The sequence below is a fragment of the Pseudogemmatithrix spongiicola genome (genome assembly GCF_030623445.1).
GTDB lineage: Bacteria > Gemmatimonadota > Gemmatimonadetes > Gemmatimonadales > Gemmatimonadaceae > Pseudogemmatithrix > Pseudogemmatithrix spongiicola.
Genome location: NZ_CP130613.1, coordinates 77446 through 93145, shown reverse-complemented (window position 1 = coordinate 93145; position 15700 = coordinate 77446). Strand labels below are relative to the sequence as shown.

Below are 15700 nucleotides of genomic sequence, written 5' to 3'. Positions count from 1 at the left end.
GCAGACACGAAGGGCCGCGCTACCTCGCGCGGCCCTTCGTGCGTGTGGGATCGTCGTACGCCTTGCGGAGCTTCGCCGGTGCCATGAGCCGCCAGCTCTCCTCGACGAGCAGCGCCACCTCCTTCCAACTCACGCGCTTGTCGAGCCACACGCCGATCCACCCACTCTTGCCCACATACGGCGGGAAGTAGAAGCGATCCGGTCGGTCGGCGAGCATCAGCGATTGCACCCCCGGCGCGACCTTGAGCCACACGCCGGGTCGCCCGCCGCTGTGCTTGCTGTCGCTCGGCTGCGCATACATCGCGAAGATCTTGCCGACGCGGAACGTGGAGGTCTCCCACGCGGGCACTTCCGTCGCGCCGGGCAGCGCGAGGCAGATCTCGCGCAACTTCGCCAGCGCGCCGTCCGCCATCGGACGCTAGGCCGAGAGTGGTGAGCGCGCGGCGGCCTCGCGTGCGGTCACCGAGTTGCCGGCGGTCCCCGTCACGAGGCCGCGGCAGCGCGCGGCGCCGCAGGCGCACTCGAACGGCTCCGCCGCGGTGTCGAGGAACTGCGCGTAGTCGAGCGTCAACTCCTCGCCCGCGCTGACTGCCCGCGCGGCGACCACGTCCAACCCGAGATACACCGTGTTCGGCTCGCAGGAGTGGTTCTGCGGCGCCCATGCGGACGGTTCGCTGTCCCAGATCGCGTACACCTCGGCGCTCATCGGGTAGGCGTAGCGGCGGAACAGCTCCTGCTCGCTGGCGCTCCAGCGCGTCTCCACGTGGCGCCGCGTCACCAGCCGGAACGGACGCTCCTCCCCGCGGAAGATCACCTCACCGGCCGCGAGGTCTCGCGTCGCGACGATGCCGTAGCCGGCGATGGCGTCGCCGCGCATCGCGTATGCCTTCCGCCGGCGCGCGTGCCGCGCCCGGCCTTCGGCGATGATGCGCTCGAGGAATCCCGCCTGCCCCAATCCGTCGAGCCTGAGGATGTGGTCCGCCGAGCCTTCCCATCCCTCGGGGTAGAACACGCTGCAGGTGAAGTTGATCTCGAGGAAGTACAGCCGGCCCGCCGCATCCATGCGGAAGTCCATGCGCGCATAGCCCGTCGCGTCGAAGCTGCGGAACACCGTGCGCGCGGCGTCCTTGAGCTGCGACGCCAGTGGCTCGTCGCGCACCGGCACGTTCGCGTCCGGGTGCAACTCGCTGGTCTTGAGCGCGTAGCTCTTGTAGCTCCGCCCCTCGGGAAAGCGATACTCCACCGGCGTGAGCGCCGTGCTGCGCCCATGGCCCTCCGGATCGCCGATCACGAGCACCGTGAACTCCCGCCCCTCGATGAACTCCTCGACGAGCAGGTCAGGGTACTCGGGTTGGATACGCGCCACCTGCGCCTGAAGCGCCGCCGCGTCCGCGATGCGCGCCGACTCATCGACGCCGAGCGAATCGCCCGCCTTCGCCGGCTTCACGAACAACGGATACCGGAGCCTGGCACGCGCCACTGCCGCGACGGCATCGTCGCCGGGCGCGAGCACTACATGACGGGGCGTGGTGATGCCCGCCGAGTGCGCGACGTACTTCATGAGCGGCTTCGACGGGTCGTAGAGCTGCGGCGTCGGCCCGGTGTAGGGCAACCCGAGCTGCTCGAGCGCGTGGATCACGTCCACGCTGGGGACATCCCACTCGAGATAGCCCTCGCAGAGGTTCACGTAGATGTCGAAGCCCTGCGGCTTGAGCGCCTGCAGCTGCTTGTACGTCGTGAGCTTGTGCAGGAACTCGTGGTGCACCGTGTGGCCGGGCGCGAGCGCGGCGAGGTCCCGCGGCGGATCGTAGTGCCGGTAGTCCACCGTGGAGGTGGAGTAGTCCGGCTGCAACACGCAGATCTTCACGCGGCGCGGCGAGCGGCCTGGCGGACCCGTTGGCGCGCGGCGGCGAGGATCGCGGCGACGGCGTGCGCGTACGGCCGGCGCGCGAACTTGAGGATGGCCCCGATGCTGGTGTACAGCTCGTCTTCCGACAGCCCGCACTGCGCATTGACCTCGAGTACGGCCAGCTCGCCCGTCTCGGCGTCCTGCCGCAGGTCCACGCGGCCGTAGCCGCGACCGCCGACCGCGGCGTACGCCGCCCAGCTCACCTCGCGGATGCGCGTCGCCTCGGTCCGGGAGACCGGCGCGTAGCGCCACAGGTCCTCGTCGCGCTCGAAGCCGCCCACCGGATCCTCCGTCTCGTACATCCCCCACAGGCGATCGAACGAGAGGAAGCGCTCCTCCATCGGCAGGCGCGGGTTGAAGCTGCGCTCCACCGGCGGGTAGACCAGGCGCCGCGACGCGGCATCGTGGTTGCCGACGATGAACGTCGTGAACTCGCGCCCGGTCACGAAGCGCTCGGCGATCACGCCGCCGCCCGTGAGGTCCCAGCCGTGATAGCCCATCCGGAGACGCTGCATCTGCTCCCGCAGCTCGGCGGCCGTGCGCACCACGCTCTTGGTCGTCACGCCCATCGAGCCCGCGGAGATCGCCGGCTTGATGATGACCGGCCCGCCGCCGAGGCGGGCGAGGAGCTGTGCGGCACCCTTGCCGTCGCGCGGCACCACTTCCCACGGCGAGGTCGGCACGCCGGCGCGGTCGAACGCGCGCTTCATGTCGATCTTCGACGTCGTGCCTTCATAGAAGGCACCGTCGGCGCCGGTGTAGCGCAGGCCGTGGCGTTCCAACGCGTGGATCACCGACAGGCCGGGTACGCCGTTCGTCTCGTCACCGTCGCAGAGGTTGAACACGGTGACGTCGCGCTTCTCCGCGCTGCGGGCGATGCGCGCGACGACGGCGTCGCGGTCGGTGAGCGTGATCCGCTGCCAGCGCCACGGGATGCCAAGGATCGCGAAGGCGCGGCGGAACTCGGCGCGACTCTGCTTGAAGTCGCAGTACCAGGCGAGATTCTCGTCCGCCGTCTCGAGATGCGGCACCAACACCCACACGAGCGGATCGCGCGTGCGGGGGACTTGGGGACGCGGCGCCCGGACGCCTGCGGCCAGACTCATCGCCGGAATACGAAGAGCATCGGTAGTGGAATGTAGTGCAACCGGCGAAAAAGGAACACAGGGCGTCTATTCGCCCGATGCAGCGTCAGCGCGCCGGCGCGACCTGGATGCTTCGCCATGCCCCGCGCCGGAAACGCCATACACTCAGCGTGCAGCGCGTCACGTGGCCGCACAGGATCGCCAGCCAGATATCGCTGGGCTGCAGCGGCCGCATCGCCTGCAGCACCGCGAGCAGTCCCAACGGAATGCCGATCTGCGAGACCAGGGAGATGTAGAGCGGCCCCTTCGTGTCGCCGGTGCCCTGCAAGCCGCCCGTGAACGTCAGTGCGACGGAGACGAACATCCCAGAGACCGCCAGCCAGCGCAGCAGCTGCGTCCCGAGTGCGAGCACCGTCTCGTCCTGCATCCCGAACAGGCCGAGCAGGAGCCGCGGCACCGTGAGGAACAGCGCGCCGACGAACAGCGCGATGCCGATGCCGTATCCTGCCGCCGTCTGGACCGCCGCGGCGGAACGCTCGGGCTTGCCGGCCCCGAGGTTCTGGCCCGCAACGGCCGCCGCCGCGCCCATCAAGCCCACCGACGTCCACGTCACCAGCGAGAACAGCTCGGTGTAGCCGATCGCGTACGCCGCCTGCGCCTCCGCGCTCTGGGCCAGCGAACCGATGTACCGCAGCAGCAGCACGCCCGCGACGTTCATGGCGATGCCCTGCAACCCGGCGGGCAACCCGAAACGGAAGAGCTGCCGCACCGTCGCCCAGTCGATGCGTCGCGACTGCGACGTCGGCCAGTGCACCACGAGGCGACCGCTGAGCAGCAGCCAGAGGCCGACGCCCGAGACCGTGAGCCCGGCGATCACGGTGCCCAGCGCCGCACCGGCCACGCCGAGCGCGGGGAACGGGCCCACGCCGCGGATCAGCAGCACGTTGAGCAGCACGTTCAGCGCGGTCATCGCCAGGCCGAGGCGGAGCGGCGTCTTCGCGTCGCCCGCCGCGCGCAGCGCACCGCCGAGCAGGAAGAACGTCATCGTGCCGGCACAGCCCAGGAACGAGATGCGCAGGTACTGCAGCGCCTGCGCCTTCACCTCGGGCGCCGCCCGCACGAGATCGAGCAGCCAGGGCGCCGCGAACCACCCGATGGGCGCCAGCACGAGCAGTGACAGCAGCATCGTCGCCAGGAACGCCTGGTACACCACGTGATTCACGCCGTCGTGGTCATCGGCGCCGGCATGCCGCGCGACCAGCACGCCCATGCCCGTGTAGAGCGACATCACGAAGACGATGACGACGATGAAGATCTGCAGCGACACGCCGACCGCGGCGTTGCCGGCGTAGCCCACGTAGTGGCCGACCATCGCATGGTCCACCACGCCCTGCAGGCCCCCGATGACGTTCTGGAGCACGGTCGGCCACGCGAGCTTCCACACGGCGCCGCTGATGGGGCCCTCGACGATCGAGCGGTCGAAGCGCTTCGTGCCGGGGGCCGCCACGTCAGTCGACCTTCACGAGGCGCACGATCATCACCAGCGTCGCGTTCGGCGGCACGCGTCCACGCCCACGCGCGCCGTAGGCCAGGTGCGGCGGGATCACCAGCTGGCGCACGCCACCCGTGTTCATGCCGCGGAGGCCGAGCTCCATGGCGACGATCGACTGCCGCTCGCCGAGCTTGAACATCAGCGGCGCCTCGGGCTCGGCGCGGTCCACTTCCGCGCCGTTGGGCATGCGCACCACGTAGGCGATGTGCACCGTCAGGCCCGGTGCCGCCTGGCGGCCCTGTCCGACCACGATGTCACGCCAGTAGAAGCCGCGCTCGTGCAACTGCAGCTGCGCGAGCTCGACTTCCGCTTCCGGAGAGAACAGCTCCTGCGTGATGGGCTGCGGCGGCGCGGCGGCGGGCGCCGGGGCACAGGCCGCGCCTACGACCGCGAGCAGCAGCAGCACCGCCCGACGGAGCGCGCACACTTCGCGGCGGCGGCCCATCAGTACTTCGCCAGGTAGCGGTCCAGCTCCCAGGCCGAGACCTGCGAGATGTACTCGCGCCACTCTTCGCGCTTCGCGGCGAGGAACTGCTGGGTCACGTGCGGCCCCAGCGCCTCGCAGATGTCTGCATCCTTCTCGAGCTCGTCGCAGGCCTCGTTGAGGTCGTGCGGCAGGTCGTCGATGCGCAGGCGACGGCGCTCGCGGAAGCTCATCTCCCAGATGTTCTCGTTCACCGGCTCGCGCGAGGTCGCCTCGGTCGCGATGCCGTCGAGTCCCGCGGCGAGCATGACGGCCAGCGCCAGGTAGGGGTTGGCCGAGGGGTCCGGCGAGCGCAGTTCCACGCGCGTCCCCGCCCCGCGGCGCGAGGGCACGCGGATCAGCGGCGAGCGGTTGTGCAGCGACCACGCCACGTTCACCGGCGCCTCGTAGCCCGGCACGAGCCGCTTGTACGAGTTCACCAGCGGGTTGGTGATCGCACTCATGCCGCGCGCATGCTTGAGCAGCCCGCCGATGTAATGGTGCGCGACCTTCGAAAGCTGGTACTCGGCCTTCGCGTCGAAGAACGCGTTCTCGCCCTTGGCGAACAGCGACTGGTGCGTGTGCATGCCGCTGCCGTTCTGCCCGAACACCGGCTTCGGCATGAACGAGGCGACCAGGCCGAACTGCTGCGCCACGTGCTTCACGACGAAGCGAAACGTCGCGATGTTGTCCGCCGTGGTCAGGGCGTCGGCGTAGCGGAAGTCGATCTCGTGCTGGCCGTGCGCGACCTCATGGTGCGCACCTTCCACCTCGAAGCCCATCTGCTCCAGCGTCGCGACGATCGCGCGGCGTGCATCCTCGCCGCGGTCCATCGGCGCGAGGTCGAAGTAGCCGCCCACGTCGTGCGTGAGCGTCCCCGCGCCGCCGTCCACCGCGGGCCGGAACAGGAAGAACTCGGCTTCCATGCCGGCGTTCATCACGAAGCCCATCTCGGCGGCGCGCGCCACCTGGCGCTTGAGCACCTGCCGCGGATCGCCGGCGAACGGCGAGCCGTCGAACATCGTCACGTCGCAGATCACGCGCGCGACGCGCTGCTGCGGATCGCCCCAGGGAAACACGCGGAAGGTCGAGAAGTCGGGCTTGAGCAGCATATCCGACTCCTCGACGCGCACGAATCCCTCGATCGACGAGCCGTCGAAGAGCATGTCGCCCGCCAGCGCCTTCGGGAATTGCGACGCCGGCACCTCGACGTTCTTGTTGATGCCGAGGATGTCGGTGAACTGCAGGCGCAGGAATCGCACCCCCTGCGACTCCGCGAGGGCGAGAATGTCCTTGGCGGTCGCGCCGCTGAGGTCGGCGGGGACGGTCGAGGGCTTGGGCATCCGGGTAATATCCGTCCTCCGAGGGCGCGCGCGCCATTGCCGCGCCATCGTTGCGCCACGGGGGCGTTTAGCTTTCTGCGCATGGCAAAGCACTGCGCACACTGTGGAGCGGCGCTCGGCGAGCGCGGCAAGTTCTGTCATCGCTGCGGCGCCCCGCGGGAGGGCGGCGCGGCGGACACGGCGACGGGCGCGGGCGCAGCGGGAGCGGCGCGACCGGCCGCCCTGCTGCCGTGGGCCATCGCCGGCATCTCCGTACTCGCGCTCGTGGCGTTCATCGCCGGGCAGAAGTTCGGCGGCTCGGGGAGTGCGGCGGCGACCGCCGCCCCTCCAGCCGCGGCGACCGGAAGCCGCGCGGTCGACATCACCTCGATGTCGCCGCAGGAGCGCGCCGACCGCCTGTTCGATCGCGTCATGCGCCTCGCGTCGCGCGGGGAAGGCGACTCGGTGCAGTTCTTCGCCCCGATGGCGATCCAAGCCTTCGAGGCCCTGCAGCCACTCGACGCCCACGGGCGCTACGACCTTGGCCTCCTCGGCGTGTTCACCGGTGATGGCTCGCTGGCGGCCGCACAGTCCGACACGATTCTCGCCGCGCAACCGACGCACCTCCTCGGGCTGATTCTCGGCATGCGGGCCGCAGGACTGCGCACCGACACCGCGGCCTTCGCGGACTACGCGGGCCGCCTGCGGCGTGCGTTGGCCAGCGAGCGCGCGAAGGGGTTGCAGGAGTACGTGGATCACGCGGTAGATATCGATGCCGCGGTGCGAGAAGCAGACGGTATGGCGCCAGTTAGAAGTCAGTAACGAGCCATTAACTGCATTTCAGCGGTCGCTTCGTGAGCCGGGTGTAGCCCGGAGCCGCGCGCGAACGCGGGCAGTCAGCCGCAGCGACGCGAGCCCTACAAGCAGCGCGCACCGCGGTCGATGCGTTCCATAGTGGATTTCCCTCGCACATCGTCGCACATTCTGCGCGTCCCCTTCTCCCACGTGGCATGACGGCTCCGCGATCCGCTACTCCCGGCAGACTCACCACGGCGATGCGCGCCGTGGTCGAGCCGTCCGCGCGGCACGTCCTCGTGGTCGACGACGAAGAGGTGATTCGCACGTCGCTCGCGCGCTTCCTGCGCGCGCGCGGATTCGACGTCACCACCGCGGAGTCCGGCGCCGCCGCGCTCACGGCCCTGCAGCAGGAACGATTCGTCGCGATGCTCTCCGACATCCGCATGCCGGAGATGACGGGACTCGAGCTGGTGCCCAAGGCGCACGGGCTCGATCCGGACCTCGCCATCATCATGCTCACGGCCGTGAACGACGCGCCCACCGCCACCGAGGCGTTGGGCATGGGGGCGATGGACTACCTCATGAAGCCCGTCGAGCTCGGCGATCTCGCGACGGCGCTCGAGCGTGCACTGCACAAGCGCGCCCTCGCCATCGAGCAGCGCAAGGTCGAGCGCCTGATCCGCGAGGAAGTCGCCGCGCAGACCGAGGAGCTGCGCCACGAGCGCCAACGCCTGCACTCGATGGTCATCGAGACCGTGCAGGCGCTGGTCCGCGCGCAGGAAGCGAAGGACCCATTCCTCCGCGGCCACTCCGACCGCGTCGCCGATCTCGCCGGATCCATCGCCTCCGCGCTCGGCCTTACCGACGATGACGTCGATGCGATCCGCATGGCGGCGCGCGTCATGGACGTCGGCAAGATCGGCATCCGCGAGTCCGTGCTCAACAAGCCCGGCGCCCTCAGCGCCGACGAGTTCGAGCATGTGAAGAGTCACGTGACGATCGGGGTCGAGATCCTGTCCGCGATCAAGCCGCTCGCCGCGACGCTCGACCCCGTGCGACACCATCACGAGCACTTCGACGGCTCCGGGTATCCGGCCGGCCTTTCCGGCGAGCGGATCTCCCTCGGCGGACGCATCCTCGCCGCCGCCGATACCTACGATGCGCTGACGTCCGTCCGGGCCTGGCGCGAACCGATGACCCCGCCCGACGCCATCGCCTTCCTCGAGGAGCGGAGCGGGACCTTGCTCGACCCCAAGGTCTTTGCCGCCCTGCGCGCCATCGTGACCCGCCGGAAGACGCTCTCGTTCCTCGACCCCGAACCGGCCTGACGCGCGGCGGTCCGTCGTGAACGGACGGGCCGCACTGCGCGTACATCGTAGACGATGCAATCCCTGACTTTCCGCGGCGCCCTTCGCTGGGTCGCCGCCGTTGCCGTCTTCGCACAGCCGCTCGGGGCGCAACAAGCCTCCGACACGCTTCGCCTCACGGTGGAGGACGCCGTCGCGCGCGTGCTCCGCGCCTCCGACGAGTCGCGCATTGCCGACGCGCAGCTCGAGCTCGCCGATGCCGCCGTCCTCTCGGCGCGCGCCGCCGGCCTGCCGCAGCTGCGCCTCAGCGGCTCCAACCAACAGGTCCTCAAGAACGCCCGCGCGGCCATCGTCGGCGCGGTGTTCAACCAGAACTACGTCTACACGGCGAACCTCAATCTCCAGCAGGCCGTGTTCCAGGGGGGTCGCGTGTTCGCGGCTGCACAGGCGGCGTCTCGCGCCGAGCAGGCCGCGGCGCTCACGCGCGACGAGACGCGTGCCCAGCTCGCCGTGCAGATCCAGGCCGTGTACCTCAACGCCGTCTTCACGGCGCGCATCGCCGAGATCCAGGCGACGAACCGCCAGCTCGCCGAGGAGCGCGTGACCCAGGCGGAACAGCTCGAACGCGCGGGCCGCGCCTCGCGTTATGATGTCCTCCGCGCCCGCGTCGAGCGCGACAATCTCGAACCGGAGCTCCGCGCCGCCGTCGCGGCGCGCACGCTCGCCGACCTCGAGCTGCGGCGCTTGCTTGACCTTCCCGCCACGCAGCCCGTCGCCCTCGTCACCGCGCTCGACGGCGAGCGTGTGCGCACCCTGGCGACCACGGCCGATGCCGGACCGGCCAGCGAGCGTGCGGCGGTCCGCGCGGCGGAACTCACCGCAGCGGCGCGACGCGCCGGCATCCGGGTGGCGCGTGCCGATCTGCTGCCGACGTTCACCGCCGGCTTCACCTACGGATACCTCGCGTTCCCCACGTCGCCCGGAATCCCGACGGTGCTCGGCGACCGCGGCAACGAGTTCTGCCCACCGGGCGCGCCGCCCGCCCAGCAGTGCCAGAACAGCGGCTGGTTCCCCGACCGCAACTTCTCGATCCAGATGAGCTGGCCGCTCTTCGACGGCCTCCGCGCCAAGGGCCAGATCGACCTCGCGCAGGCGCAGGCGCGCATCGCCGAACTGCAGGCCCGGCAGGCGCGCGAGTCGGCGTCCATCGAGGTCGAGCAGGCGCGCGCCGAACTCGCGCGCGCACAAGCCGTGGCCAGCGCCCGCGAGACCACGGTGCGCGAAGCCCAGGAAGCCTTCGAGCTCGCCACGCTGCGCCTCGCCCGGGGCGTCGGCACGCAGCTCGAGGTCTCCGACGCCCAACTCGCCTTGCTCCGCGCGCGCACGACCGACGCGCGCGCGGTGTTCGACCTCTACCTCGCCGTCGCGGAGCTGGCGCGTGTGCGCGCCGAACCCATCCCGCTGCCCGACGGTGGCTCAGTCTCCATCCGGCCGACCCATTGATGCGACGCCCCGCGTTCTTCCTCCTCGTGCTGGCGGCTGCGGCTGCCGGTTGTGACAAGTCCGACTCCGCCGCCGCTGCGCCCCCGGCGACGGGCGGTCCTGCGGCGCCGCGTGCGGCGGGATCGGTCGTGCTCTCCGGCGCCGACCTCTACACGCTCGCCCCGGACCGCATCGAGGTCGGCATCGCCATCTCGGGGGGGCTGCGGCCCATCGAGTCCATCGTGATCCGCGCGCGCCTCGAGGGCGATGTCGTCGAAGTCATCGCGCGTGAGGGCGACCGCGTCGCGCAAGGCGCGCTGCTCGCGCGCTTCGAGAGCACCGAGCAGGAGGCGGCGCTGCGCTCGGCGGAAGCCGACAAGCTGGCCGCCGAGACCGAAGCGAAGACGGCCCAGTGGAACTTCGAGCAGACGCGCGACCTCTTCCGGGCCGGCGCCGTCCCGGAGCGCGAGTTCCGCGCCGCCGAACAGGCGGCCGCGACGTCGGCGGCACGGCTCGCCGCCTCGGAGGCCCGTCTGCGCGCCGCCGCCCTGGTCGAGCGGGATACGCGCGTCGTCGCGCCGGTCGCCGGCACCATCGAGCGCCGGATCATCCAGTCCGGCGTGCGCGCCCTGCGCGGCGGCGAGCTCTTCACGCTCGTCCGCACGGACATCCTCGAGCTCACGGCCGCCGTGCCCGCACGGCTCGCTGACGAGGTCCGCATCGGCCAGCCGGTGCGCTTCGTCGCCGACGCGCGCCGCTTCGACGGGCGCGTCGCCCGGGTCAGCCCCACGGTCGACCCGGCCTCGCAGTCGGTCACCGTCTACGTGCAGGTCCCCAATGGCGACGGCACGCTCAAGGGCAACAGCTTCGCCACGGGCCAGATCGTCGCCAGTGCCTTCGACAACCAGCTGCTCGTGCCGCAGCAGGCCGTCCGCCAGCCCGCCGCGGGTGCCGGCGCCGCGCCCTTCGTGTGGCGCCTCAAGGGCGGCGTGCTCGAACGCGCCGTCGTGAAGCTCGGCGTGGTCGACGAAGGCCGCGGCGTCGTACAGGTGCTCGACGGCCTCGCAGCCGGTGACCAGGTGGTCGTCGGCAACGTCGGCATGCTCGGGGCCGGCATGCAGGTCCAACTGATCGGCGGCGAGCAGCCCGCCGCCGTGGGAGCGCGCTGATGTTCCTCTCCGACATCTCCATCAAGCGTCCGGTCTTCGCGACCATGATGATGGTCGCGCTCGTCGTCATCGGCGCGGTGGGGTTCGCGCGCCTCTCCGTCGACGAGTATCCCGACGTCACGTATCCCGTGATCATCGCGCAGACGGTGTATCCCGGCGCCTCGCCGGACGTGGTCGAACGCGAAGTCTCCAAGCCGCTCGAGGAAGCGCTCAACACCACCGAGGGCCTGAAGGAGATCAGCTCCACCAGTACGGAAGGCGCCTCGCTGGTGCGCCTGCAGTTCAACCTCGGCGTCGACGTGCAGAAGATGCAGCCCGAGGTGCAGGGCAAGATCGGCCGCATCCGCCGCCAGTTGCCGCGCGACATCGAAGAGCCCGTCATCATCCGCTTCGACCCCAACGACCGGCCGATCATGAGCATCGCGCTGCAGTCGGAGGCGCGGCCGATGCGCGAGGTCACCGACCTCGGCCGCGAGGTCATCAAGCCGCGCATCGAGGCCATTCCGGGCGTCGGCGGCGTCACCTTGGTCGGCGGCGCCACGCGCGAGATCCGTGTCGAGCTGGACCCGAACGCGCTGCGCGCCTACGGCCTCTCGCCGGCCAACGTCGTTGCGGCGCTCGAACGCGAGAACCAGGAAGTGCCCGCCGGCCGCATCCAGCGCGGCGACTCCGAACGGCTCGTGCGCGTCACGGGCCGCATCGTCGACCCGATGGCCTTCCGCGACGTCACCGTCGCCGTGCGCAACGGCGCGCCGGTGCGCGTGCGGGATGTCGCCTCCGTGCGGGACGGCGTCGCCGAAGCGCGCTCGGCCTCGTTCATGGGCACGGACCCCGCGCTGTCCCTCGACGTGCTCAAGATCAGCGGCGCCAATACCGTGGACGTCGCCGACCAGGTGCAGGTCGTCGTCGCCGAGCTGCAGCGGCAGCTGCCCGAGGACATCAAGCTCACCATCATCCGCGACGACTCCGCGAAGATCCGCGAGGCGCTCTGGGACGTGGAGCTCACGCTCGTGCTCGGCGCGATCCTCACGGTGCTCATCATCTACTTCTTCCTCGCGTCGTGGCGCTCGACCGTCATCACCGGCCTCACGCTCCCGGTGGCCATCGTCTCGAGCTTCTTCGCGATGTGGGCCTTCGGCTTCACGCTCAACACGATGACGCTGCTCGCGCTGTCGCTGTCGATCGGCCTGCTCATCGACGACGCGATCGTCGTGCGCGAGAACATCGTGCGCCACGTCGCGATGGGCAAAGACCACTACACGGCCGCCCGCGAGGGCACCAGCGAGATCGGTCTCGCCGTGTTCGCGACGACGCTCGCCGTGATCGCCGTGTTCATTCCCGTCGCCTTCATGGGCGGCATGATCGGCAAGATCTTCTTCCAGTTCGGCGTGACCGTCGCGTTCGCCGTGTCGGTGTCGCTGTTCGTGAGCTTCACGCTCGACCCGATGCTCTCGTCCATCTGGCACGATCCGGAGGCCGAGCACCACGATCCGGTCGCCCGCGCCAACAGCGGTCCGGTGCGCCGGCTCGCCCTCGCCTTCGACGGCTGGTTCGAGCGCATGGCCGACCGCTACCCGCCGCTGCTGCTCGCCTCGCTCAAGCACCGCTGGCTGGTGCTCGCCGGCGGCGGCGTGTCGGTCGTCATCGCCGTGATCATCGCGGCCCGCCTCGGCTTCACCTGGATGCCCGATTACGACGCCGGCGAGTTCAACGTCTCGTACCGTGTGCCGCCCGGCGCGCGCGTCGAGTACACCGTCGGCAAGGGGATGTCGCTCGACACGATCATCCGCCGCATTCCCGAAGTCGAGTTCACCTACCTCACGGTGGGCTCGGGCTTCCGCGGCGGCGTGTCCAACGGCCAGCTCTTCGTCAAGCTCAAGCCGGTGCACGACCGCGAGCGCTCGATGGCCGAGATCCAGAACGCGCTGCGCCCGCAGCTGCGCAACGTCAGCGGCACGCGCGCCAGCATCGACGGCACGCGCTCCATCTTCGGTGGGTATCGCCAGCCGATCGTCGTGAACGTGCAGGGTCCCGAACCGGCGCGCCTCAAGCTCATCGCCGGCGAGGTCAACGAGATCATGCGCGCCGTGCCGGGCATGGCCGAGCCGTTCTCGTCCGACGAAGGCGACATCCCGCAGCTCGACGTCCGCGTCGACCGCCAGCAAGCCTGGGCGGCCGGCCTCGGCATCGGCGCCATCGCCGGCACGCTGCAGCCGCTCTTCACCGGCACGCGCGCCACGCGCTGGCAGGATGAGCAGGGCTACTCGCACGACGTGCGCGTCGTCTACCCCGACTCGCTGCGCGCCTCCGCCGAGGATGTGGCGAACATCCCCGTCGCCGCACCCGCCATCGACGCGCGTGGGCTCCCCGTCGCCATCCCGCTCAACCAGGTCGCCGACGTGCGCGCCGGCGTCGGACCGCAGCAGATCGAACGCCGCCAGCTCGAGCGGCAGATCTCCATCTCCGCCGGCGTCCTGCCCGGCTATGCCGTCGGCGACGTCGCCGACGCCACGCTCGCCGCGCTGGATTCGCTCGTGCTGCCTGCCGGCTACCGCACGGTGTTCACGGGCGACGTCCAGAACCTCAACGAGACCAAGGGCTTCGTCCTCGAAGCCATCGTCCTCGCCGTCATCTTCATCTATCTGATCCTCGCGTCGCTCTTCGGCAGCTTCCTGCAGCCGCTGGCGATCATGTTCTCGCTGCCGCTCTCCCTGCTCGGCGTCTCGCTCGCCCTGTGGTGGACGAAGGGCACGATCAACGTCATGTCGATGATCGGCATCATCATGCTCATGGGCCTGGTGACCAAGAACGGCATCCTGCTCATCGACTTCGTGAACCAGGCCCGCGGCGAGGGCAAGGATCGCCTCACCGCCATCCTCGAAGCCGGACGCATCCGCCTGCGGCCGATCGTCATGACCACCGCCGCGATGATCTTCGGCATGCTGCCCCTCGCCCTCGCCATCGGCGAAGGGGCCGAGCAGCGCGCGCCGATGGCCCACGCGGTCATCGGCGGGCTGATCACCTCCACCCTGCTCACCCTGTTCGTGGTGCCCGCGGTGTACACGATTCTCGATGACCTTTCCGGGGGCCTGGCGCGCCGCCGGCAGGCCCGGACGGAGGAGGCCGCCGTCGAATCGCCGGAGGCCCCGGCGCTGGCCGCCACGCAGGCCGGGAACCCGGCTTGACGCGAGGGGGTTGCCCAGTGTATTCAGCGGTCATCACGCAGGGCCAATTTTCGGACTTAGGAGGCAACGATGCCTGGCAGGGAGCTCTTCGATAGCCTGTTCTCGGATGGAGACGACGAGGAAGAAGCGGGTTATGGCGGTGGCCGTTCCTCCTCCTATGATGATGACGACGACGAGGACGGCGGCTGGGCGGTGACCAAGGACCAGTCCGACTCGCTGTGGGATTCCACCGAGGAGACGGACGAGGACGAGGAAGAGGGTGGCATCGCCCCGCTCGCTGCCGAGGAAGACGAAGAGGACGGCGATCTCTTCGGCGACTCGATCGCGCCGCGCCGTCGTGGCCGCAAGCCGGCGCCCAAGCCGATCGTGCGCAGCATCTTCGAGGTCACCGGTGAGTTCCAGGCGCCGGATGCCGCCGAGGTTGTCGCTCCGGTCGTGAAGGCCGCTAAGGACGTGCAGCAGAAGGCGGCCAAGGCCGTCGCCGACGTCGCCGCCAAGGCGAAGGTCGAGGTGCAGAAGGGCGCCAAGGCTGCCGAGAAGACGGCGAAGGCCGTCGTGAAGGACGCGAAGAAGAAGGTCGCGGTCGCCAAGAAGTCGGCCACGAAGTCGGCCGCCAAGGCGCAGAAGAGCGCCAAGGGCGCCGCGAAGAAGGCCGTCTCCAAGGCCAAGGCCGTGCAGAAGAAGGGCAAGGCCGCGGCGAAGAAGGTGATCAAGAAGGCCGCAACGAAGGCCAAGGCGGCGAAGAAGAGCGTGACGAAGGCGGCGAAGAAAGCCGTCAAGGCCGCGAAGAAGAAGTAGTCGTTGTAAAAGGCAACGGGCGAGCTATCCGCGCCGCCCATTCCGCGTTAGTCTTTGCGGACGATGTCGGACTCGCCCGTCGCCTTGCTCCGCGCCCATGCGCGGCACGCCCCGTGGAATGCGCGGGGCCTCGCGTCCCACGCCACCGCCTTGGTGGATGCTGCCGGCATGCGTCCCACCAATACCTCGGCGCGCGCGACGCCGAGCGCGCGCGCGATCCGCTTCTACGTCGCGAACGGCCTGCTCGACCACCCGGAAGGCAAAGGCACCGCCGCCACGTATCACTACAAGCACCTCCTGCAGCTGCTCGCGATCAAGATCCGCCAGCGCGAGGGGCAGACGCTCGACGTCATCAAGCAGGAGATCGCCGGCATCCACGGCGACCAGCTCGAGAAGCGCGTCGCCGCCTCGCTCGCCCCGGCGCTCGGCGCCGGCCTCGGCGGTACGAACGCGCCTGCGGACGACGCCAGCGATGCCGCCTGGCGGCGCATCGGCGTCGCCGATGGCATCGAGCTGCACGTGCGTAGCGATTCGCCCGCCGCGACCGATGGTGCACTGGTCGCGCTGCGGGAGGCCGTGCGCGCCGCGCTGGGCCGCGAAGACATTCGCTGAGCGCTGACGCAGGACGGC

Annotated in this window: 13 protein-coding genes; 7 read left to right on the top strand and 6 right to left on the bottom strand. The window is 70.2% G+C overall.

The genetic code is table 11. The features are described from left to right. Positions 1 to 19 precede the first annotated feature (19 nt). The 6 genes from Strain318_RS00480 to glnA form a co-directional block, all read right to left on the bottom strand. Entirely contained in the window at positions 20 to 412 is a 393-nt protein-coding gene (locus Strain318_RS00480) for an MmcQ/YjbR family DNA-binding protein (protein WP_367886574.1), read from the bottom strand. Positions 413 to 418: 6 nt separating this feature from the next. After that, on the bottom strand, positions 419 to 1867 hold the full coding sequence (locus Strain318_RS00475; RefSeq protein WP_367886573.1) for an SET domain-containing protein-lysine N-methyltransferase: 1449 nt from the start codon (positions 1865 to 1867) through the stop codon (positions 419 to 421). Next, positions 1864 to 3015, bottom strand: coding sequence for a D-alanine--D-alanine ligase family protein (locus Strain318_RS00470; protein WP_367886572.1), 1152 nt, complete (start codon positions 3013 to 3015; stop codon positions 1864 to 1866). The genes Strain318_RS00475 and Strain318_RS00470 overlap by 4 nt, the downstream gene beginning before the upstream one ends. Positions 3016 to 3100: 85 nt before the next feature. Beyond that, complete coding sequence (locus tag Strain318_RS00465; RefSeq protein WP_367886571.1) at positions 3101 to 4501, bottom strand: MATE family efflux transporter; 1401 nt, start codon at positions 4499 to 4501, stop codon at positions 3101 to 3103. A 1-nt stretch (position 4502) separates the two neighbouring features. Further along, entirely contained in the window at positions 4503 to 4991 is a 489-nt protein-coding gene (locus Strain318_RS00460) for an FKBP-type peptidyl-prolyl cis-trans isomerase (RefSeq protein ID WP_367886570.1), read from the bottom strand. After that, the gene (glnA, locus tag Strain318_RS00455) at positions 4991 to 6352 is read right to left on the bottom strand and encodes a type I glutamate--ammonia ligase (RefSeq protein WP_367886569.1); all 1362 of its coding nucleotides are present in this window, start codon (positions 6350 to 6352) and stop codon (positions 4991 to 4993) included. Before glnA ends, Strain318_RS00460 begins: the two co-directional genes overlap by 1 nt. Before the next feature lie 81 nt (positions 6353 to 6433). Here glnA and Strain318_RS00450 point away from each other — a divergent pair, with 81 nt between their 5' ends. The 7 genes from Strain318_RS00450 to Strain318_RS00420 all read left to right on the top strand — a co-directional run bounded on the left by Strain318_RS00450 (position 6434) and on the right by Strain318_RS00420 (position 15682). After that, entirely contained in the window at positions 6434 to 7153 is a 720-nt protein-coding gene (locus Strain318_RS00450) for a hypothetical protein (RefSeq protein WP_367886568.1), read from the top strand. A 233-nt stretch (positions 7154 to 7386) separates the two neighbouring features. Continuing rightward, complete coding sequence (locus tag Strain318_RS00445) at positions 7387 to 8457, top strand: HD domain-containing phosphohydrolase (protein ID WP_367886567.1); 1071 nt, start codon at positions 7387 to 7389, stop codon at positions 8455 to 8457. 54 nt (positions 8458 to 8511) lie between these two features. Next, entirely contained in the window at positions 8512 to 9939 is a 1428-nt protein-coding gene (locus Strain318_RS00440) for a TolC family protein (protein WP_367886566.1), read from the top strand. After that, positions 9939 to 11087, top strand: a complete 1149-nt coding sequence (locus Strain318_RS00435) for an efflux RND transporter periplasmic adaptor subunit (RefSeq protein WP_367886565.1) — start codon at positions 9939 to 9941, stop codon at positions 11085 to 11087. The genes Strain318_RS00440 and Strain318_RS00435 overlap by 1 nt, the downstream gene beginning before the upstream one ends. Further along, complete coding sequence (locus tag Strain318_RS00430; RefSeq protein WP_367886564.1) at positions 11087 to 14272, top strand: efflux RND transporter permease subunit; 3186 nt, start codon at positions 11087 to 11089, stop codon at positions 14270 to 14272. Before Strain318_RS00435 ends, Strain318_RS00430 begins: the two co-directional genes overlap by 1 nt. A gap of 69 nt (positions 14273 to 14341) precedes the next feature. Then, complete coding sequence (locus tag Strain318_RS00425; protein WP_367886563.1) at positions 14342 to 15070, top strand: hypothetical protein; 729 nt, start codon at positions 14342 to 14344, stop codon at positions 15068 to 15070. A 63-nt stretch (positions 15071 to 15133) separates the two neighbouring features. Next, positions 15134 to 15682, top strand: coding sequence for a MerR family transcriptional regulator (locus tag Strain318_RS00420; RefSeq protein WP_367886562.1), 549 nt, complete (start codon positions 15134 to 15136; stop codon positions 15680 to 15682). Positions 15683 to 15700: the final 18 nt, after the last annotated feature.

Coding starts and splice junctions, on each gene's coding strand:
- Strain318_RS00480 (WP_367886574.1), bottom strand. CDS start 412: ATGGCGGACGGCGCGCTGGCGAAGTTGCGCGAGATCTGCCTCGCGCTG.
- Strain318_RS00445 (WP_367886567.1), top strand. CDS start 7,387: ATGCGCGCCGTGGTCGAGCCGTCCGCGCGGCACGTCCTCGTGGTCGAC.
- Strain318_RS00460 (WP_367886570.1), bottom strand. CDS start 4,991: ATGGGCCGCCGCCGCGAAGTGTGCGCGCTCCGTCGGGCGGTGCTGCTG.
- Strain318_RS00470 (WP_367886572.1), bottom strand. CDS start 3,015: ATGAGTCTGGCCGCAGGCGTCCGGGCGCCGCGTCCCCAAGTCCCCCGC.
- glnA (WP_367886569.1), bottom strand. CDS start 6,352: ATGCCCAAGCCCTCGACCGTCCCCGCCGACCTCAGCGGCGCGACCGCC.
- Strain318_RS00440 (WP_367886566.1), top strand. CDS start 8,512: ATGCAATCCCTGACTTTCCGCGGCGCCCTTCGCTGGGTCGCCGCCGTT.
- Strain318_RS00425 (WP_367886563.1), top strand. CDS start 14,342: ATGCCTGGCAGGGAGCTCTTCGATAGCCTGTTCTCGGATGGAGACGAC.
- Strain318_RS00430 (WP_367886564.1), top strand. CDS start 11,087: ATGTTCCTCTCCGACATCTCCATCAAGCGTCCGGTCTTCGCGACCATG.
- Strain318_RS00450 (WP_367886568.1), top strand. CDS start 6,434: ATGGCAAAGCACTGCGCACACTGTGGAGCGGCGCTCGGCGAGCGCGGC.
- Strain318_RS00435 (WP_367886565.1), top strand. CDS start 9,939: ATGCGACGCCCCGCGTTCTTCCTCCTCGTGCTGGCGGCTGCGGCTGCC.
- Strain318_RS00420 (WP_367886562.1), top strand. CDS start 15,134: ATGTCGGACTCGCCCGTCGCCTTGCTCCGCGCCCATGCGCGGCACGCC.